The organism is Streptococcus hyointestinalis (genome assembly GCF_041225505.1).
GTDB classification, from domain to species: Bacteria; Bacillota; Bacilli; order Lactobacillales; family Streptococcaceae; genus Streptococcus; species Streptococcus hyointestinalis_B.
Genome location: NZ_JBCLSK010000002.1, coordinates 43,737 through 60,481, shown reverse-complemented (window position 1 = coordinate 60,481; position 16,745 = coordinate 43,737). Strand labels below are relative to the sequence as shown.

Below are 16,745 nucleotides of genomic sequence, written 5' to 3'. Positions count from 1 at the left end.
TCTACCTCGCAATCAAATCACTCAGCTGTGTGATGTTTTGTTTGAGGGTAATCACGACAATCTTGTCATTACATTGCAGTTTGTCCTCACCTGTTGGGTAGATGGCTTTTCCATGTCGGATGATAGCTGCAATCAGAATATCTGATTTGAGTTTGAGACTGGAGAGTGGCTTGTCCACAATTTTTGTCGCCTCTGTAATCTCAAACTCCAGCGCTTCAATGCGACCATTTGCCACGTGATGGAGCGACTCCAAGTTAGAGTCCTTAGCATTGTAGCGTCCACGGATGAAGTGCATGATACTATCCACTGCGATGTTCTTAGGCGTGATGATAGTTGAGAACTCCTTGCGGTCAATGATTTCTAAGAGACTGGTGCGGTTAATCTTGGTGATGTTTTTGCTGACACCGAGCGACTCTAGGTACATGGACGTGATGATATTTTCCTCATCGACCCCTGTCATGGTAGCGACCGCATCGTAGTGGGTGACGTTTTCCTCCATGAGGATAGGTTTTGCTGTCCCGTCACCAAGGACGATATTGACATTTGGAAACTCCTGACTAAAGAGTTCAGCACGTTGGCGGTTAATCTCGATGAGTTTGACCTTTATGTGCGTGTCTTTTAGGAGATTGAGCAGATAATAAGCAATCCGCCCTGCTCCAATCAACATCATGCTGTTAACCATTTTGGATTTGAGAGAGTTGTGGAAAAGCACCATCTCAATCCGATTTCCCGTTACAAAAATGGTATCGCCCTCTTGGATAGTTGCCTCACCATTTGGGATGAGCAGACGTCCATCACGCTCAATAGCACAAATGACGATATTGCCAAAGCGTTTTCTAAACTGGCTCATGGTCAGGTCAGAGAGCTTGCTGTTTTTAGAAATCTTAAACTCCATCAGCATGACACGCCCATTGGCAAAGTGCTCAACAGACAGGGCATTTGGAAAGTCAACGATATTGGCAATCGAGCGAGCTGATAAAAGCTCTGGATTGACAATCATGGAGTAGCCAAGGAAGTTTTTCTCCTTAAAGTAGGCGTTTGAGTATTCAGGATTACGCACACGCACAATGGTTTCTTTGGCGCCCATTTTCTTAGCCAAAACAGCCGCAATCATATTAAGCTCATCCTTATCGGTGAGGGCAATGAAAATATCACAATTTTTGACCTCAGCCTGCTCTAAAATCTTAAAGTTTGCACCATTGCCGACAATCCCCATGATATCGTAGCGCTTAGTGACACGCTTGAGGACACTTTCTTTTTCCTCAATGAGAATGACATCATGTTTTTCGCCGACAAGTGAGCGACAAAGTGCTGTACCCACCTTGCCGCCACCGACAACAATAATCTTCATATTTACCTCCGAGTTATCTTTCTATCATACTCTTTTTTTGCAAAAAAGTAACTACCCCTGAGCAAAAAGATATAAAATACATGGAACTGTTTACGTTTTGTAATAAATCTAAAAAATAACTTAAAGCTATTGGGAAAGATTTTCTTTCCCAATGGTTCTTTTTCTTGTTTTTGAGAAATGACTATGTTAAACTTATATTCGTTCAAAAAAATAAACGAAAGATAAAGCGATATGGAAAAACTGTTAAAACTTGCTGATTTATTTGAAAAAAGCAAGCCCAGTCTACTCGCTATGGGCAATGAGACTAGGTTACACATCGTGATGACTATGCTAAGGCTGGACTGCCATGGTGTGCGAGTGGGCGAGATTACGGCGCACACTCATTTATCACGACCAGCCGTATCTCATCACTTGGGTATTTTAAAAGAGGCGGGCATCATCGGGCTACGCCGTGAGGGAACGAAGAATTACTATTTTTTAGACTCTGACCTGACGTCACTTTCTCAATTGGAGGAGTTGATTAAGTTGGTCAAGCAAGTCATTTTGGAGGAAAACCGTGAGCAATAAAAAGATTTTAATTGTGATGACAAATGTTGAAAAATGCGCTACAACAAACCGTGCAACAGGTCTTTGGTTGAGTGAGCTGACTCATTTTTATGACAAGATTCACCGTGCAGGCTACGACGTTGATTTTGCTAGTCCAAAGGGTGGCTATGTGCCTCTTGACCCCCACAGCCTGCGTTTTGCAGATGAGACGGACTGGGCTTTATATCATGATGAAGACTTTAGACAGAGAGCTCTAGCTACTAGCTTGTCTGTTGATACGATTGATCCAAGCCAGTATGTGGCGATTTACTACACAGGTGGGCATGGTGTCATGTGGGATTTTCCAGATAATCAAGCCCTTCAAAAAATTGCAGAGAGCATTTACCAAAATGGCGGTTACGTCACAGCCGTGTGTCATGGTGTGGTAGGACTTCTCAATCTCAAAGCTGAAAATGGAGAACAACTCATCAAAGGACGTCATGTGACTGGCTTTACCAATACCGAGGAAACTCTCAATCGAACGACCAAGTTTGTGCCTTTTTTGACCGAAACAGCGCTCAAAAGCCAGGGTGCACAGTTTACGAAGCGTCGTTTTTTCTCAAGCCACGCTGTGCGTGATGGACGCTTGATTACAGGGCAAAACCCACAGTCACCAGCAGGTGTCGCTGATTTATTAGTTAAAGCATTGGAGGAAAACTAACATGAAAAAGGAACAACAATAGGAGTAGGGCTATTATTAGGACTTATCTGCGTCGTTTTTTGCTGGTGGTCTGCTATCTTCTTTTTACAAGTACCGTTCACACTGGACAATCTTTTCTTTTTGATGCTTAATCGTATGGGATTAGGTCTTGCTGTTGCGTTAGGTCACATAGCTTTAGAGGGTAAGTGGTATCTAAGAGGACCTATGATTGCTTTTGTTATCGGACTTTGCGTGACTTATTTTGATTATATGATGGGCTACGGCTGGGTCTTAACTCTTGCAGTTAACTTCATGAGTTTAAGCTACGGTTTTGTCATTGATGGGATTTTGACTTATGGGGATAAACAAAGATAAAAATCATATCTCGCCTAAAAAATCCTCAAAAAGCTATTGACAGACAGTCCATAAGTGTTATAATAATGATAACGATTCGTTGTTTTAAATCAAACCTGTTATGATTTAAGGTAGCGAGCAACCACAACCACATTGTTTGCTGAGCTTGACTCCGGGCAATGTGGTTTTTATTATGTTTAAGAGAGGACCAGCATGAATATCGAAGCAATCAGCCAGCAAAACCACCGCAGTGACAGCAGTTCTAACCACATCGTTTTATTTGAACCACAGATTCCAGCTAATACTGGTAACATCGCCCGTACCTGCGCTGCGACCAACAGCCCCCTTCATATCATTCGCCCTATGGGTTTTCCCATTGATGACAAGAAAATGAAGCGTGCTGGGCTTGATTATTGGGATAAGCTTGATGTGACGTTTTACGATAGTTTAGAGGAGTTTTTAGAGGCTTGTGATGGCAAACTCCACTTGATTAGTAAGTTTGCTAGTCGTGTTTATTCTGAGGAAAATTATAACGACGGCTGTGCCCACTACTTTTTGTTTGGGCGTGAGGATAAGGGGTTGCCAGAGGAGTTTATGCGCCAACATGCTGACAAGGCTCTGCGTATCCCTATGAATGACCAGCACGTCAGAAGCCTCAACCTCTCAAACACTGCCTGCATGATTGTCTATGAAGCGCTGCGCCAGCAGTCATTTTCCAATTTAGAGTTGAGCCATGTCTATGAAAAAGACAAGTTGAAATAAAACATTACAATTGCGTGTCTACCAGCTTAAAAAATCTTAAAATTCCTTGAAAAATGCCTAAAATCATGCTAACATAAACATATAGGAAAATAGAAATGAGGATATTTAGGATGCACTATTCACGTATGGAGAGATTACATCAACACAGAACTGTTCGTAAGCAACGTTTCGGTATTCGCAAAGTGTCTACTTTGGGTGCCGTATCGGCTTTGCTTGGGACAGTTGTTTTCTTTTCTGGTGCTGTACAAGCCGACCAAGTGACAGCAACGCAGCCACAAACAACGAACACTGAGACCGTTGTCGCAAGTCCGCAAGAGACGGTAATTGACACTTCAACCGCAGTTACGTCAACTTCTTCTGAAGCAGCTAGTCAAGTCGTTGACCAGACGTCAGAAACAGCAGTTGTTGCAGCAACGAGCGAGCTAGCTAGCACAACAGCTACTAGCGAAAGTGCTAGTAGTGTAGCGAGCACAGAGAGCGTTGCCACTTCTGAAGCTGCTAGCGCTACAGCAGTCACTACACAAGAAACATCAGAAGTAGTCAAACCAGCTGACACAAGTGTGACTATGCAAAGATCTGCTGCCGAAGGGATAGCACCAGCAACTGCCACAGTAGCAGAAGAAAAAGCTTCTGCAGGTAACGAAGAGTCTAGCAATCCAGCAGTTGGCGTTATCAACTACGACAAAGATAAGACCACTTTTGATGTTGCCGTTGTGGGAAACGCTAACATTAAAGCGATCAAAGGTGCTCGTATCGCCGTTTGGTCAGCCGACAAAGGTCAGGATGATCTCAAATGGTATACACCGGTGGCTGTCAACAACCAAATCCGTCAAACCATCAATATCTTAGACCATGCAGGCAATAGCGATGACTACTATGTGCATGTCTACACGGACTACACAGACGGTACAACCTACGGTGTCAGCTTAGGCACATATCATTTTGATGTTCCAGCAGACAAGGCATTGGTTGGTTCTGCTTCGCAAGGTCAGTATAATGTCATCAACAAAGTTGTTTACCTTGACGCTGGTCATGGTGGGTATGACCCAGGGGCAACCTACTTTGGACAATACGAGAAAAACTTGACCTTAGCCGTTCAAAACCGTGTCAAGGTAAAACTAGAAGCAGCAGGCTATACTGTCGTGACTAGCCGTAATACCGACACATCTGTTGAACTTTTAGAGCGCTCAGCTAGTGCCAACAAGAGCAAGGCAGACATTTTTGTCAGCTTGCACTTTAACGCCGGCGCTCAAAGCGCAAATGGTGTTGAGACTTACTATTATCAGTATGATAGCGAATATCCATCTCGAATCAATCAAACTTACCACAACGATGCTGAGCGCCTCAAACGCAGCAGCGAGTTAGCGCAAGCTATTCAGGCAAACGTTATCGCTCAAACGGGAAGTAAAAACAATGGAGTCAAACGTGAGACCTTTGCTGTTGTGCGTGAGACAACAGCGCCAGCTGTCTTAGTAGAGCTAGGCTTTATTTCCAACCAAGCAGAGTTTAACAAAATCAACACCGCTGCCTATCAAGAAAAATTAGCCGAAGGTGTGACAAAAGGTATTTTAGCTTACTACGATAAATACCGTCCATCCACAACGACTACAACACCTACAGCTAATCCAGAAGTCAAGGTAGTCAATTACGATAAAAACAAGACAACCTTTGATGTCGTTGTTACAGGAAGTAATAAGACCAAGACGATTAAAGACGCCCGTATCGCCGTTTGGTCAGCCGATAAAGGCCAAGATGACCTTAAGTGGTACACCATAACAGCCAGCAACAATCAAGTGCGTCAAACGATAGACATCAAAAATCATGCCGGCAATAGCGACAATTACTATGTGCATGTCTACACTGATTTTACCGATGGTACAACCTATGCTGTTAGCCTAGGCACTTACCGTTTTGACATTCCAGAGCCCGCAAAACCAGAAGTCAAGGTAGTCAACTACGATAAGAACAAGACAACCTTTGATGTCATTGTTACAGGAAATGACAAGACTAAAACGATTAAAGACGCCCGTATCGCCGTTTGGTCAGCCGACAAAGGCCAAGATGACCTTAAATGGTACACTCCAACAGCCAGTAACAATCAAGTCCGCCAAACGATAGATATTTTAAATCATGCCGGCAATAGTGATGATTACTATGTGCATGTCTACACCGACTTCACGGACGGTACAACCTATGCCGTTAGCCTAGGCACTTATCGTTTTGAAGTTCCAGAGCCCGAAAAACCAGAAGTCAAGGTAGTCAACTACGATAAGAACAAGACGACCTTTGATGTCGTTGTTACAGGAAGTGACAAGACTAAAACGATTAAAGACGCCCGCATCGCTGTCTGGTCAGCTGACAAAGGTCAGGATGATCTTCAGTGGTACACTCCAACAGCCAGCAACAATCAAGTGCGTCAAACGATAGACATCAAAAATCATGCCGGCAATAGCGATAACTACTATGTCCATGTCTACACCGACTTCACGGACGGTACGACCTATGCTGTTAGCTTAGGCACTTATCGTTTTGAAGTTCCAGAGCCCGAAAAACCAGAAGTCAAGGTTGTGAATTATGATAAGAACAAGACGACTTTTGATGTGGTTGTAGCAGGAAGTGACAAGACCAAGACGATTAAAGACGCTCGTATCGCCGTTTGGTCAGCTGACAAAGGTCAAGATGACCTTAAGTGGTACACCCCAACAGCCAGTAACAATCAAGTCCGCCAAACGATAGATATTTTAAATCATGCCGGCAATAGTGATGATTACTATGTGCATGTCTACACCGACTTCACGGACGGTACAACCTATGCCGTTAGCCTAGGCACTTACCGCTTTGAAGTTCCAAAGGCAGTCACTGCCACCTACAAAGGTACTGGCAATTACGAGCTAAGAGCAACAGCGGTGCCAAGTTCAGGAGATATTTTGTTTGCCGTTTGGTCTGATGCCAAGGGACAAGATGATTTGAAATGGTACAGCTCTAGTCGTCAAAATAGCCAAGCAGTGACAAGAATCAACGTCACTGATCATGCTGATACAGGTACTTATCATGTCCATGTCTATCAAGTAGAAAACGGCAAGTCTAATTTCTTGGTTGCGAATACCTTTACTGTTGATCGAGTTAATTATAAGACTCCTTACTACCGTCAACGTGATCCAAGATGGGCAAGTAAGGTTTATGGCTTGTCTAATCTAGATAAAACAGGCTGTGTGCCAACAAGTCTTGCTATGGTCTTTAGTTCCTTGTCAGGAAAAGAAGTCCTTCCAACAACTGTGGCAGATTATCTCTACAATAACACTGACCAGTTCAACAAGCAATGGACAGGTACAGGAGCTGTAGGGATACTAAAAGCCGTTGACCACTGGGGCTATACAGCAACACCGCTACCAAGTCTTTCTGCTGTAGCAACCGCTCTGCAAGAAGGATATCATGTGATGGCAGCTGTGCAAAATGACATTTTTGTCAGAAATGGTAGCCATGAGCTTGTCCTAAAAGGCTACAATAATGGCAAGACTTATGTGTCTGACCCTTATACACCGATGTTATCTGGTTGGTACCCTATCTCTCAACTCTGGTCTGAACAAAGTTGGTATTCAGAAGACCGTGTTGGTCTCCCTTCAACCTTTATCAAGATTACAGATATCTAAGTATGAAGCCCTTGCATTTGCAGGGCTTTTTTGTTATCATGGAAATGTCTTCAGGGCAGGGTGTGATTCCCGACCGGCGGTGACACTTATATGATGAGTGAAGTCCGCGAGCGCAAGCTGACGTGGTGAGATTCCACGACCGACAGTATAGTCTGGATGGGAGAAGACAAAGGTTTTTTGTGTACGCACATACCTTTTGGGCTTCTTTCAATTTGTAAAAATTGGAGGAATTTTTTATGACAATGACAAACACAAGACGTTTGACGCTTTTAGCGGTACTCTCTGCACTATCGTTTGTGCTCATGTATGTGAGTTTTCCCCTCATTCCGGGGGCAAACTTTCTAAAGCTCGACTTTAGTGTGATTCCCATGCTTTTAGCCTTGGCACTTTTTGATTTTAAGAGTAGCGTAGTCGTTCTTTTTTTACGCTCGCTTTTAAAACTGGTGCTCAATAATCAAGGGGTGGAAACCTACATCGGGCTTCCGATGAATATGGTGGCTTTATTTGTTTTTCTGTGGGCATTTGCCTTTATTTGGAAAAAACACATGGTGCTTACAGCCTATCTGAAAGCAACTGTATTAGGGACGCTTATCTTGACGGTTGCTATGGTATTGATAAATCTCTTTTATGCCGTGCCACTGTATGCCACCTTTGCTAATTTTGACATCGCAGCAACGATTGGGGTTAGTCGCTACATTGTAGTCATGGTCATCCCTTTTAATATCATTGAGGGTGTGCTCTTGGCTCTGGTTTTTTATATCGTCTATACGTCTTGTAAACCGTTTATAGAAAGATATCAATTGAAATGAAAAAAAGACAACACTATTGGGTAATTGCCTCTTTTGCTTTTTTATTCTTTGTCATGCTAGGTTATGTGGTCAAATTTTATCCTGAAGCTTTACGACCATTTGATACTAGTGTGCAAAGTACCATCAGAGGAGACCTTCCACAGCCTCTAACGGTTTTCTTTAAAACCATAACCGTTATTGGAAATCCAAGTACCCAGGCTATCATTGCCGCTGTTGCTGTTATCGTCTTATGGCTAAAAAAATGGTATGCCGAGGCGATTTACGTCGCTACAAACAGCATTTTAGCGGGTATTTGTATCGTGTCGCTCAAGTATATCTACCAGCGCCCAAGACCTAGCATTACGCACTTGGTCTATGCGAGTGGCAATTCATTTCCGAGTGGTCATGCTACGGGGACCTTTTTGATTATTGGAAGTATCCTTGTCATTTGCTTTCAACGCTTGTCCTCACAGACTGCCAAATGGACGGTGGCTATCCTTTTAGGGCTTTTGATTTTCTGTATCGCCTTATCACGGATTTATCTGGGCGTGCATTATCCAAGCGATATCTTAGGTGGCTTTTTACTCGCCTATGCTATCCATAACTTAGTGTTTCCTTACTATGACCAATTGCGCTTTAAGTGGCGCTTTCAAGGTAAACAAAAGTAATTTTAAGAAGAGACCAGAAGCAAGCGCTTCTGGTCTCTTTTTTAGAGCAATTTTGGTGAAAATCTCATGATTTGTGTTACAATAGAGTCATGAAAAAACGTTACAACACCCTAAATGACTATTATCGTTTAATTTTTGGTGAAAAGATTTTCAAAGTGCCGATTGACGCTGGATTTGACTGTCCCAATCGAGACGGTACGGTAGCGCACGGCGGCTGTACTTTTTGCACAGTATCAGGGTCGGGTGACGCTATCGTTGCCCCTGAAGCGCCCATTCGTGAGCAATTTTACAAGGAAATTGACTTTATGCACCGCAAGTGGCCTGAGGTCAAGAAATATCTGGTCTATTTTCAAAACTTTACCAACACACACGACCGTGTGGAGGTTATCCGTGAGCGCTACGAGCAGGCTATCAACGAACCTGGTGTAGTTGGTATCAACATCGGGACACGCCCAGACTGTCTGCCGGACGAGACTATTGCCTATCTATCAGAGCTAAGTGAGCGCATACATGTGACGGTGGAGTTGGGATTGCAGACGACTTATGAAAAGACCTCGGAGCTTATCAATCGTGCCCATTCTTATGATCTTTACAAGGAAACGGTGGAGCGTTTGCGCAGGCAAGCTCCAAAGGTAGAGATTGTCTCCCATCTTATCAATGGGCTGCCAGGTGAGACGCACGAGATGATGTTAGAGAATGTCCGTCGCTGTGTCACTGACAACGACATCAACGGTATCAAGCTCCATCTCTTGCACTTGATGACCAACACCCGCATGCAGCGGGATTACCATGAGGGGCGCTTGCAATTGCTTAGCCAAGAAGAGTATGTCTCTATTATCTGCGACCAGTTGGAGATTATCCCAAAAGATATTATCATTCATCGTATCACTGGCGATGCGTCTAGGGATATGCTCATAGGACCTATGTGGAGTCTCAATAAATGGGAAGTTTTGAACGCTATCGATAAGGAAATGGAGCGCCGAGATGCCTATCAAGGCTGCCGCTTAGTTTAGAACAAGTTTGGAGAAAAGCAATGATAAAACGTCCAATCACCCTCTCTCATGACTTTTTAGCAGAAGTCATTGATAAGAAGAGTATTGTTGTTGATGCGACGATGGGAAATGGTCACGACACTGCCTTTTTAGCAAAGAAAGCAGGAAAAGTCTACGCTTTTGATATTCAAAAGCAGGCGCTTGACAAAACCAGTCAGCTCCTAGAAAGTCAGGGACTGACAAATGCTGAACTCATCCTAGATGGACACGAGACGCTTGACCACTATGTAGACGAGCCTATCACAGCTGCTATTTTTAATCTGGGCTATTTGCCAAGTGCAGATAAGAGTCTTATCACAAAACCAAGCACGACGCTTGAGGCGCTAGCCAAGATTTTGGAGCGCTTAGTGGTGGGTGGTCGGGTGTCCTTGATGGTCTATCACGGGCATGCTGGCGGCGCTATTGAAAAAAAAGAAGTGCTTGCCTTTGTCGAAAATCTGTCGCAAGAAGACTTTGCCACCATGCTCTATCAGCCGCTAAATCAGGTGAATACGCCGCCATTTTTGATTATGATTGAAAAATTGAGGTAAAGATGATGTTAAAGGAATGGTTAAATACAACAGGATTTGAAAAAACACGTGAAGCCAAGAAAATGGCGAAAATCAAAAAGAAATTGATGACGCTTGAAATCGAGCGTTGCCAAAAGAAAATGACCCATTGTGACGTCACAGCAGTGGATAAAAAAATCGCTGACCACAAGAGCGCTTATGCGAAAATGTGTGAGGATAAGCGTTAGGAGTGAGTTGGAGATTTTGTTGAGATGCACGTTGCTGTTTTAATTATTGTTTTTCTGTTTGCACTGATTCTCTCGAACTTAATCAACAGGCTCTTTCCAAAGGTGCCTCTGCCTTTGATTCAGATTGTCTTTGGTGGGCTTTTGTGTTTGATTTTTGGAGAGCATTTTGTCTCGCTAGATAGTGAGCTCTTTCTAGCCTTTGTCATTGCGCCGCTCCTTTTTCGTGAGGGAGAAGAGAGTGATATCACTAATGTTTTGAGGCATTGGAAGATTATTTTGTATCTGATTTTTCCAGTGGTTTTTGTTAGCACCCTTACCTTGGGTTTTGCTACCTATAAGCTATTGCCAGCTGGGGTGTCCTTGGCAGCCTGCTTGGCGGTAGGGGCTGCGCTTGGACCAACGGACTTAGTTGCTTTTAACTCGCTATCAAAGCGTTTTCGCTTTCCAAAGCATGTCCAAAATATCTTAAAAGGGGAAGGTCTGCTCAATGACGCTAGTGGCTTGGTATCTTTTCAGGTCGCCATCACTGCTCTTACAACGGGTATCTTTTCCCTGCAAAATGCCAGCCTTAAACTTTTGTTGTCTGTTTTTGGCGGGCTTCTGGTTGGGCTGATTGTGGCACTGGTCAATCGTCTCTTTTTAGCTATTTTAGATAGTATGGATGTGGCGGATGTGTCAGGTGTTATGCTGCTTGAGTTGACGCTGCCTTTTATTGCTTACTTTTTAGCGGAGGAAATCCACGGCTCTGGTATCATTGCTGTCGTGATTGCTGGTATCTCGCAAGCCAGCCGTTTTAAGAAAATAACCCTTTTAGATGCCCAGATTGACAATGTCGGAAGCGTCATGTGGGGCATGATAGCTTTTCTCCTCAACGGTGTGGTCTTTTTGATGTTAGGAGCAGAGTTGACCAAGTTTGCAAGACCTGTGCTTCTCAGTCGAGAAATTAACACGCTCTTGATTTTAGGGGTGATAGTGCTGGTGACGCTTTTGCTCTTTGCCATTCGCTTTGTGATGATTTGGCTGTTTTACGCTTATCGCAGCCGTCATCTTAAAAAAGGGCTTAAAAAGTACCTCAAGGACATTCTTGTCTTGACCTTTTCTGGTGTCAAGGGAACGGTATCAATTGCGACTATCTTGCTGCTACCGACTTTGACAACAGTTGAGCATAGTATGTTGCTCTTTATTGTGGCGGGCGTTACTCTTTTGAGTTTTTTAGTTGGTATCGTCGTTCTGCCAAGACTTGCTAGCGCAAGTAGCAATAGTCCTGACCACTACATGCAAATTGCGATTTTAAATGACGTGATTTGGCAGTTGCAACAAGACCTCAAAGAGGATAAAAGCAGGACTGCCCTCTACGCCGTGATTGACAATTACAATAAACGCTTAGAAAATCTCATCCTAGATCAGGAGTCTAACGAGGTTAAGTCTGACTTGGCTCTGATTAACATCATGATTTTAGGAATTGAGAGTGATGGTCTTGAGAATGCCTTTTTAAACGGTGACATTGATATGAAAGAGTATCGTCTCTATCAAGGTTATCTCAAGTTTTTGGAGCGTCGGATTAACCGTGGTTTCATCTCAAACTTGACCTATGTCCTAGCGGTTCTTTTGCGGGCGCTTCCGCAAATCTTGCATGAGATTTTGACCTTAGGGTCTACCATTCGTCAGTTTTTGCGAGCGAGAAATAACCAGCAAGCTATCACCAAGGAAAATAGACAGCACTTGATTGCCCTCTATCAAGCTAATACCGCCTTGGTTTTAGAGGCGCTGCAAAATCTTGATGATGTCTACAGTGCAGATCTTGTCGGCTATCTGATTCACTCCAGAAAGCAGGAAGCGCAAATCATCCAGTCAGGAGCCTTTGTCGAGCGTGTCATCACGAGAAATGTCCCAGACAATGTCGATGAGATGTTACGTGGCTTCTATCTAGAGCGTAAGGTCATTGCCGAGTATGAGGCGGAGGACTTGATTAGCCGCAGATACGCTAAAGCCCTGCGTAAAGAAGTCAATGCTCTTGAAAATTACTCCCTAAAAGAAACGGTCAATACCCTTTCCTATGACCTCTTTAACTACACGAGAAGTCGGTTGAATAATTAAAAAAGTGCCAACAGGCACTTTTTATATCGCTACAACACAGGCTGGATAAAAAAACGTGTGTCGTCTAGCGGGATGAGTTTAACTGGGCTTTGGTAAAAGTCTGCTAGGACTTGTGGGGTGAGGATGTCTTCTTTTTTGCCTTTTGCGACAATGGCTCCCTCACGTAGCAGTAGGATGTGTGTCATCTTAGCAGTGATTTCCTCAGCGTGGTGAGTCACGTAAAGCACAGTAGGTGCGTGTGGCAAATCAGCGATACGCTCGACTTGATGGAGCAATTTTTCTCTCGCAAAAAGGTCAAGCCCAGTCGTCGCTTCATCTAGGATAATCATATCTGGATTTTCCATGAGACTCCTTGCGGTTAAAAGCAATTGCTTCTCGCCTTGAGAGAGACTAGCATAGATACGCCCAAGCAAATGCTCGCCACCAAGTGCAATCAACATTTGCCGAGCTTCCTCTAAGTCCCTCTCTTCATAAGCCTTGTAGAGGATACTGCTCTTGTATTTTCCGGTTAGGACGACCTTTTCAGCGAGCATGTTGCCTGCGATACGCTCCGAGATAAAAGAGCCAACCACTCCAATCTTGGTGCGCACTCCAGTGATATCACCCTGCCCAAAGCGATAGCCTAAGATCTCCATCTTCCCACTTGATGGAAAATACTCTGCCATAATCATCTTGAGTAGAGTCGATTTGCCAGAGCCATTCAGCCCTAAAATCGCCCACATCTCGCCCTTTTCTACCTGCCAGTTAAGATTGTTGAGCAATAACTTGCCTTGTCGCTTCAAGCTGACATTTTCAAGTGAAATCACTGCCATTATCTGTTCTCCTCTTTACTTCCTAAACTTAATAGATGACATATATTACAGTATTTATTATAGCATAAGAGGGGCAAAGTGTGGTATAATGGAGGTATTACATTTTAGGAGAAAAGATTTCATGGAAGACCCTAGCAGTCAGAATCTGCTGTTTCAATTTATTTTACTGATTATCTTGACCATTTTAAATGGCTTTTTCTCAGCGACCGAGATGTCCTTGGTATCATTAAACCGCTCTCGTGTCGAGCAAAAAGCAGAAGAAGGCGACAAGAAATACCAGCGCCTCCTCAAGGTTCTTGATAATCCTAACAATTTCTTATCAACCATTCAAGTTGGTATCACCTTTATCAGCTTGCTTTCTGGAGCTAGCTTGTCGGCTAGTCTGGGCGAGGTAATTGCAGGTTGGTTTGGTGGTTACGCTTGGGCAAAAACAGCAGGAAGCGTTTTGTCACTGGTCTTTTTGACCTATGTGTCTATCGTTTTTGGTGAATTGTACCCTAAGCGTATTGCGCTTAATCTAAAAGACAGCCTAGCTGTTGTCACAGCCCCAGTTATTAGTGGACTAGGCTTAATCATGCGTCCTTTTGTGTGGTTGCTCTCAGCCTCAACCAATCTTCTCAGTCGCATAACACCGATGACGCTGGATGACGCTGATGAGAAAATGACACGTGATGAAATCGAATACATGCTGACAAACAGTGAGGAGACACTTGACGCTGAGGAAATTGAGATGCTTCAAGGGGTGTTCTCGCTTGATGAGTTGATGGCTCGTGAGGTCATGGTGCCTCGTACCGATGCCTTTATGGTCAATATCAATGACGATACACAGACCAATATCAAGGATATCCTGCGTCAGAGTTTCTCACGTATTCCTGTTTATGATGATGATAAGGACAAGGTTATCGGTGTCTTACACACCAAACGTCTCTTAAAGGCAGGCTTTGAAGAGGGATTTGACAAGCTCAATCTGCGTAAAATTTTGCAAGAACCGCTGTTTGTTCCTGAGACGATTTTTGTCGATGATTTGCTAAGAGAGTTGCGAAAGACGCAAAATCAAATGGCGATTTTGCTGGATGAGTACGGTGGTATGGCAGGGCTTGTGACACTTGAAGATTTGCTTGAGGAGATTGTCGGTGAGATTGACGACGAGACGGACAAGTCCGAGCAGTTTGTCCACGAAATCGCAGACAACACTTATATTGTCGTAGGTACTATGACGCTCAATGAGTTTAACGATTACTTCGAGACGGACTTGGAGAGTGATGATGTGGATACCATTGCTGGCTTTTACCTAACGGGTGTCGGCAGTATCCCGAGTCAAGAAGATAAGCAAACCTACAGTCTTGATAGTAAAGACAAGCACCTTGAGTTAACTAACGATAAGGTGCGTGACGGTCGTGTGACAAAACTCAGACTCTATATGACTGATATAGAACCCGAGACAGAAAAAGACTAGGCAAAATCTAGTCTTTTTTTCATGGAACGTGATATAATAAGAATAAGATGAAACGGTTACATAGGAGGCGACTACCAGTATGGAAACGATAGATTATAAAAAAGTGACAGGAATGATTCACTCAACAGAAAGTTTTGGCTCTGTTGATGGTCCAGGTATTCGCTTTATTGTCTTTATGCAGGGCTGTAAGATGCGTTGCCAATATTGCCACAACCCTGATACTTGGGCGATGGAGACTAACAATTCTCGTGAACGCACGGTTGAGGATGTGCTAGCTGAAGCGCTTCGCTACAAGCACTTCTGGGGTGATAACGGAGGAATAACGGTCTCTGGTGGCGAGGCGCTGTTGCAGATTGATTTTGTCACAGCACTCTTTACAGAAGCTAAGAAATTAGGTATTCATTGCACGCTAGATACTTGTGCTATGCCTTTTAAAAACACGCCAGAATATCTGGAAGTGTTTGACCGTCTGCTTGAGGTGACGGATTTGGTGCTGCTTGACATTAAGGAAATCCGGGATGAGCAGCACAAGTTTGTCACTAAGCACACCAATAAAAATATCTTAGAGTGTGCGAGGTACCTCTCAGACAAGGGAGTGCCTGTCTGGATTCGTCATGTGCTTGTCCCAGGGCTGACTGACATTGATGAGGACTTGGAAAAGCTAGGCGAGTTTGTAGCGACCCTCAAAAATGTACAAAAGTTTGAAATCCTGCCTTACCACACTATGGGTGAGTTCAAATGGCGTGAGCTTGGTATTCCTTATCCGCTTGAGGAGGTCAAGCCACCAACTCCAGCCCGTGTCAAACATGCTAAAGAGCTTATGCAAACAGAACGCTACACAGACTATCTCAAACGTATTCATGGCTAAGGCAACCAGCAAATGATGCTGGTTTTTTTGCGAAAAAAAAGCTCATATGTATTGTAAAGCTGGTACAATAATGGTATAATACTTTAAAAGAAATCGAGAAAGGAGTTTATCATGAGAAAAAGAGAGAGTTTAAAAGCAGAAGCTAAGGATTTGCTGCGTGGCAATTGGTGGTCAGGGATTAGTCTCAATACCATTCCCTATCTTATCGTCATATTGGTTAGTGTTGTGTCGTGGATGGCTATTTTCCCAGTTTTGTTACCTTTGGTTGGTCTGGGGTTGCTTCAAGATACCTACACAGACACGACAGGGGTCGGTGATATTGGTCTCATTCTTGGTGGGATTATTTTAGGCATTATTATATTTGTTCTTTCTATCCTCATCTCGTTTGCGACAAATATCGTGACGATTGGTATTGCAGCAAGTGACCTTGACTGGGTCAAGACAGGAGATGCCAGTGACGCTGGTTTTGCGAAGGCCTTTCGTTATTTCAGCACCAAGGACTTTTGGAAAGTTTTTGTTCTATCTCTTAAGCAGGTACTCTATGTTTGGCTGTGGGGACTGATTCCAGTTATCGGACCTATCATCAGTTTTGTTAAGACCCTCGCTTACTCACAATCAGCTTATATCTACAGACAAAAAGGTGATGTGTTGACGTCAGGTGAAATTATCACAGAAAGTCGTAAGCTCATGGACGGCAACAAACTAGACTACTTTGTCTTGCAATTGAGTTTCCTTGGTTGGCTTATCCTCGCAACGCTTAGCTTTGGGATTGGGCTCATCTGGCTAGTGCCATATTACAATATGACCCTATCTGTTTACCACAAGGATTTGCGTGAATCTGCTACAGTTATTGACTAATAGAATAGGGCACTCTAACTTGTTTAGTGCCTTTATTTTTGTTACAATAAAGGAAACGATATAAAGAG

General features: G+C 43.6%; 16 protein-coding genes and 1 riboswitch. Of the genes, 14 read left to right on the top strand and 2 right to left on the bottom strand.

Annotated features, from left to right (window positions below; genetic code table 11):
• Position 1: 1 nt before the first annotated feature.
• Positions 2 to 1,351, bottom strand: a complete 1,350-nt coding sequence (gene trkA, locus AALA56_RS01010; protein ID WP_369908351.1) for a Trk system potassium transporter TrkA — start codon at positions 1,349 to 1,351, stop codon at positions 2 to 4.
• A gap of 231 nt (positions 1,352 to 1,582) precedes the next feature.
• On the opposite strand from trkA, the gene AALA56_RS01005 reads away from it, so the two are divergent.
• The 11 genes from AALA56_RS01005 (at position 1,583) to AALA56_RS00955 (ending at position 12,683) form a co-directional block, all read left to right on the top strand.
• Positions 1,583 to 1,918, top strand: coding sequence for an ArsR/SmtB family transcription factor (locus tag AALA56_RS01005; protein WP_369908350.1), 336 nt, complete (start codon positions 1,583 to 1,585; stop codon positions 1,916 to 1,918).
• A gap of 16 nt (positions 1,919 to 1,934) precedes the next feature.
• Complete coding sequence (locus tag AALA56_RS01000; RefSeq protein ID WP_369908399.1) at positions 1,935 to 2,597, top strand: type 1 glutamine amidotransferase domain-containing protein; 663 nt, start codon at positions 1,935 to 1,937, stop codon at positions 2,595 to 2,597.
• A gap of 204 nt (positions 2,598 to 2,801) precedes the next feature.
• Entirely contained in the window at positions 2,802 to 2,951 is a 150-nt protein-coding gene (locus tag AALA56_RS00995) for a hypothetical protein (protein WP_369908349.1), read from the top strand.
• A gap of 192 nt (positions 2,952 to 3,143) precedes the next feature.
• Positions 3,144 to 3,692, top strand: coding sequence for a tRNA (cytidine(34)-2'-O)-methyltransferase (locus tag AALA56_RS00990; RefSeq protein ID WP_369908348.1), 549 nt, complete (start codon positions 3,144 to 3,146; stop codon positions 3,690 to 3,692).
• A 125-nt stretch (positions 3,693 to 3,817) separates the two neighbouring features.
• A complete protein-coding gene (locus AALA56_RS00985) occupies positions 3,818 to 7,342 on the top strand; it encodes a GBS Bsp-like repeat-containing protein (protein WP_369908347.1) in 3,525 nt (1,174 codons plus the stop codon).
• 42 nt (positions 7,343 to 7,384) lie between these two features.
• Positions 7,385 to 7,514, top strand: a riboswitch (FMN riboswitch).
• Between the two features lie 70 nt (positions 7,515 to 7,584).
• Positions 7,585 to 8,151: an ECF transporter S component gene (locus tag AALA56_RS00980; protein ID WP_369908398.1), complete on the top strand. Its 567-nt coding sequence runs from the start codon at positions 7,585 to 7,587 to the stop codon at positions 8,149 to 8,151.
• Positions 8,148 to 8,798, top strand: coding sequence for a phosphatase PAP2 family protein (locus AALA56_RS00975; RefSeq protein ID WP_369908346.1), 651 nt, complete (start codon positions 8,148 to 8,150; stop codon positions 8,796 to 8,798). The genes AALA56_RS00980 and AALA56_RS00975 overlap by 4 nt, the downstream gene beginning before the upstream one ends.
• Positions 8,799 to 8,887: 89 nt before the next feature.
• On the top strand, positions 8,888 to 9,811 hold the full coding sequence (locus tag AALA56_RS00970; RefSeq protein ID WP_369908345.1) for a TIGR01212 family radical SAM protein: 924 nt from the start codon (positions 8,888 to 8,890) through the stop codon (positions 9,809 to 9,811).
• Between the two features lie 20 nt (positions 9,812 to 9,831).
• On the top strand, positions 9,832 to 10,380 hold the full coding sequence (locus AALA56_RS00965) for a tRNA (mnm(5)s(2)U34)-methyltransferase (RefSeq protein WP_369908344.1): 549 nt from the start codon (positions 9,832 to 9,834) through the stop codon (positions 10,378 to 10,380).
• Between the two features lie 2 nt (positions 10,381 to 10,382).
• Positions 10,383 to 10,586 carry a hypothetical protein gene (locus AALA56_RS00960; protein WP_241154526.1) on the top strand — a complete coding sequence of 68 codons (204 nt, stop codon included), beginning with the start codon at positions 10,383 to 10,385 and terminating at the stop codon, positions 10,584 to 10,586.
• Positions 10,587 to 10,610: 24 nt separating this feature from the next.
• The gene (locus AALA56_RS00955) at positions 10,611 to 12,683 is read left to right on the top strand and encodes a cation:proton antiporter (protein ID WP_369908343.1); all 2,073 of its coding nucleotides are present in this window, start codon (positions 10,611 to 10,613) and stop codon (positions 12,681 to 12,683) included.
• Positions 12,684 to 12,712: 29 nt separating this feature from the next.
• Here the strand turns inward: AALA56_RS00955 and AALA56_RS00950 are convergent, their stop codons facing one another.
• Positions 12,713 to 13,495 (bottom strand): ABC transporter ATP-binding protein, encoded by a 783-nt coding sequence (locus tag AALA56_RS00950; protein ID WP_369908342.1) that lies wholly within the window; start codon positions 13,493 to 13,495, stop codon positions 12,713 to 12,715.
• Positions 13,496 to 13,616: 121 nt separating this feature from the next.
• Between AALA56_RS00950 and AALA56_RS00945 the strand changes: the two genes are divergently transcribed.
• The 3 genes from AALA56_RS00945 (at position 13,617) to AALA56_RS00935 (ending at position 16,677) form a co-directional block, all read left to right on the top strand.
• Complete coding sequence (locus AALA56_RS00945; protein WP_369908341.1) at positions 13,617 to 14,951, top strand: hemolysin family protein; 1,335 nt, start codon at positions 13,617 to 13,619, stop codon at positions 14,949 to 14,951.
• A gap of 79 nt (positions 14,952 to 15,030) precedes the next feature.
• Complete coding sequence (pflA, locus tag AALA56_RS00940) at positions 15,031 to 15,819, top strand: pyruvate formate-lyase-activating protein (RefSeq protein WP_369908340.1); 789 nt, start codon at positions 15,031 to 15,033, stop codon at positions 15,817 to 15,819.
• A gap of 111 nt (positions 15,820 to 15,930) precedes the next feature.
• Entirely contained in the window at positions 15,931 to 16,677 is a 747-nt protein-coding gene (locus AALA56_RS00935; RefSeq protein WP_369908339.1) for a DUF975 family protein, read from the top strand.
• Positions 16,678 to 16,745: the final 68 nt, after the last annotated feature.